The following is a 3,546-nucleotide window of genomic DNA, read 5'->3' on the forward strand; positions in this document are numbered from 1 at the left end:
CCGAGGGCCGGGTGCTGATCCGCCTGCCGCTGCCGCTGTCGACCGACGCCAAGCGCGTGCGCGAGCTGATGCTGGCCGCCTGCCGCGCCCACCCCGGCGTGCTGGAGTCGCCCGAGCCCTCGTTGAGCCTCGAAGGCATAGAGAACGGCAGCCTGATCTTCCAGGCCATCGCCTATGTCGCCAGCCCGCGCCTGGCCAGCGGCGTGCGCAGCGATCTGCTGTTCACGATACTCGACGACTTCAAGAACGCCGGTCTGCCCCTGGCCGTGCCCACCATGATGATGGCCAGCCCGCCGCCGGCGCCGGACTGAAAACCGTACGCCGCAAGCTCAAGCGCTGGCGTGCGAGCTCACCCAGTGCTCGAACTCCCACTCGGGCATGGGGCGTGCAATGTGATATCCCTGGGCGATGTCGCAGCCCATGGCCTTGAGCGCATTCCATTCGGCTTCGGTTTCCACGCCTTCGGCAACCACCTTTCTGCCGAGATCGTGGACCAGGTCTATGGTCGAGCGGACTATCGCAGCCGAGTCGCGGTCCGATATCATGCGCCGCACGAAGGACTGGTCGATCTTCACATAGTCGACCGGTAACTGCTGCAGATACGAAAGTGACGAATAGCCGGTGCCGAAATCATCGACATAGAGCGTGAAGCCCGCAAGCTGTATTTCCTTGAGAATATGCAGCGAGCGTTCGGCGTCCTCCATGACCGCCGACTCCGTCAACTCGAACTCCACGTTCGCGGCAGGCACGCCATGGCGCGCTGCCTGGCCCTCGATATGCGCCGACAGCTGCGGGTTCTGCAGATCGCGCGCCGACAGATTGAGCGCCAGCGGCAGCGCCAGCCCGCAGTCGTGCCAGCGGCGCGCGATCTTGAAGCCCTCGGCAATCACCCATTCGGAAATCGGCTTGATCAGACCCACCTGCTCGGCCAGGGGAATGAAGACACCGGGCGAGACCATGCCATGCTGGGGGTGCATCCATCGCGCCAGGGCCTCGGCGCCGCAGACGGCGCCCGATCGCATGTCCACCTTGGGCTGCACGAACAGGCTCAGCTCACCACGCTCTATGCCGCGGCGCAGGTCGCCCGCCATGTTCAGGCGCCTGGACTGATCGCGGTTGGCATCCATTGACGGCTGGAAAGTGCAAAACGGCAGCCCCAGCGAGCGCGCCCGTCGGACGGCAATATTCATCAGCCGCAGCACTTCATGCACGCTGCTGGTGCCCGCCGGAACTTCCACGATTCCCGCATGCATGCTGATGTCATAGAACAGTTCGCCCATGGACACCGGCTCCTTGAGCGCCTCCTGCAGCAGCAGCAGGCGCTGCTTGGCTTGCTCGCGCCCGGCCTGCGGGAGCAGCATGGCGAACTCATCGTTGCGCAGCCGCGCCACCACGCAGCCATTGGAAATCGACTCGAGCTTGCGCGCAAATCCCTTGAGCACGAGATTGCCCTGCGCAAACCCCAGCGCATCGTTGACTTCGCTGAGCCGGTCGATATTGAACTGGATCACGGTCCAGGGCGCGTATTCCGAGGCCCCGATCTGCGCCAGGAGCGCAGCGACAAACTGCGCTTCATTGGGCATTCCCGTGAGTGCGTCGAACTGCGAGAGCTGGTGGACCACCTGGCGGATCCTGGACTCCTCGCCGCGGCTGCGCATCAGCTCGATGCCGAAAGCCAGCTCTTCCGCCGACTCGGTCAGCAGCAGCACTTCGTCGTTGTCGAAGGTATCCGGCTCTGCGTCGTAGATGGTCAGCGCGCCTATGATCCGGTCGCCCACCCGCAGCGGGCAGCCGAGGGAGGAGGCATTGCCTTGCAGGAACGGGCGATAGGGGCGATAGCGCACATCGGTCTGCATGTCGCTGACGACGCTGGTCTGCCCGGAACGTATGGCGTTTGCGGCCGTTCCGCGGCCGCGCTCGTTGTCGGCCCAGGTGGTGCGCAGCGGGGCCAGCGCCGCCAATCCTCCCAGGTAACCGGCCTCAGCCATGGGGCGCAGCGTCTTCTCGCTGTCGTCCTCGCAATACCAGACGATGGCCATTCCATACTTGCCGGCGTCGACGATGGCGCGGCACATGTCTTCGAGCAGCTCGAGCTCGCTGCTGGCGCGCAGCATGGCGCGCCCGCCGGCACTGAGCGTGCGCAGCGCACGGCTGACATGTTCCAGTTCGCGCACCCGGCCCGCCAGCTCGGTGTTCAGCGCGCGCACCGTCTGCTGCGCCTGACGGATGTCGGCCGTCCGCTCCTGCACCGTGACCTCGAGCATTTCATTGTTGCGCTCGACCGCGCGCTTGGCTTCATACAGGTCGGTCTGATCATGGAAGGTGAAGATCATTCCCTGGGGATTGCCGGCCTCCTCGCCAATGCCCGAGGCCGTCAGCGTGATGATCGATCGCCGGCCGCACGGGGCCACCAGGATCAGCGGCGTGTCCCGGCGCGGCACCTGCCAGGTGCGCAGATCCAAAGGCCCGGCAGCGCACGCGTCCAGGGTCTCGAGCTGCATCACCTGGTCGAGTGAATGCCCCAGAACCGTGCACAGGCGCCGCCCGCAGAGCCTCTCGGCAACCGCATTCATCCTGATCACGCGCCCCTGGGCATCTGTCGCGATCAGTGCATCGCCTATCGATTGCAGCGTCAGCGCCAGACGTCGCTCGCTGCCGACAAGGGCTTGGCGCGCCACATCCGCAGCCAGCAGCTGCTTGCGGATGAAGCGGTAGGTAAAGAGCAGGAAAGCGCCCAACAGCGCCGCCACCAGCAGCACCAGCGAGCCCATCATCTGGCGTATGCGGCGCTGGTCCATCACCAGCGACTCAAGCCTGTCGTCCTCGTGGCTTTCCATCTCGCCGAGCAGCGCATAGGTGCGCTCGCGGGTTTGGCGCAGGGGCGCCGAGGACACGAATGCCGCGGCGGCCTGCGCGCCTTCCGCGCGCCGGATCTGCTCGATGCGGCGCGACAGGATCATGCGCTCGTCAATGAGCAGGCGCAGTTCCTGCCAGTGTTCGCGCTGCACCTTGAACGGCTCCACCAGTTCCCACAGGGCCTTGAGGCTGGTTTCACGCTCGACCATGGCGCGGTCGCGCTCGGCCAGAAAGCGCTCGTCCCCCGATGTGCGAAAGCTTTGGGTTGTCAGCTCGACCTGCAGCGTGTCGGCCCGGATCTGCGCCAGCGCGCTGATGACGCTGTGCGTATGCGCCAGCTGCAGCGAGGCACGCGAAGCGTCTGCGGTCACCTTCCACACCAGAAAGCACAGCCCGCACGCGACAAGAAAGGCTCCGGCGAAGGCCAAGCGAACTCCTCGTCTCAGACGAACTGCGTGCGGCATATCTGTCCCTCGAAAATGCGCCTGATGACAGCGCTTATGCTTTTGGGCGCCCCCGGTCGGGCCGGGGGTTGCTTCAGGTATAGCGCAACATCCGCAAAGCACCAAGCTGGCAGTCCCGCGCGCGCCTGCACCAGTCCCGAAGTCGACAGATATCCGGCAAGCCATCAGGCCTCTTGCAGCAAAACACTTGAAACTGCGCAAAATGACCGTATGATTAGCACTCATT

At 65.1% G+C, this 3,546-nt stretch carries 1 protein-coding gene and 1 pseudogene; one reads left to right on the forward strand and one right to left on the reverse strand.

Going from position 1 to position 3,546, the window contains the following annotated elements; translation table 11 throughout:
• Nucleotides 1-311, forward strand: a pseudogene (locus RR928_RS24515) (DUF3772 domain-containing protein); the annotation flags it as partial.
• Nucleotides 312-329: 18 nt separating this feature from the next.
• Here the strand turns inward: RR928_RS24515 and RR928_RS24520 are convergent.
• Nucleotides 330-3,284 carry an EAL domain-containing protein gene (locus tag RR928_RS24520; protein WP_332534583.1) on the reverse strand — a complete coding sequence of 985 codons (2,955 nt, stop codon included), beginning with the start codon at nt 3,282-3,284 and terminating at the stop codon, nt 330-332.
• Between the last annotated feature and the right edge of the window lie 262 nt (nt 3,285-3,546).

It is taken from the genome of Comamonas sp. (assembly GCF_036666375.1).
GTDB lineage: Bacteria > Pseudomonadota > Gammaproteobacteria > Burkholderiales > Burkholderiaceae_C > Comamonas.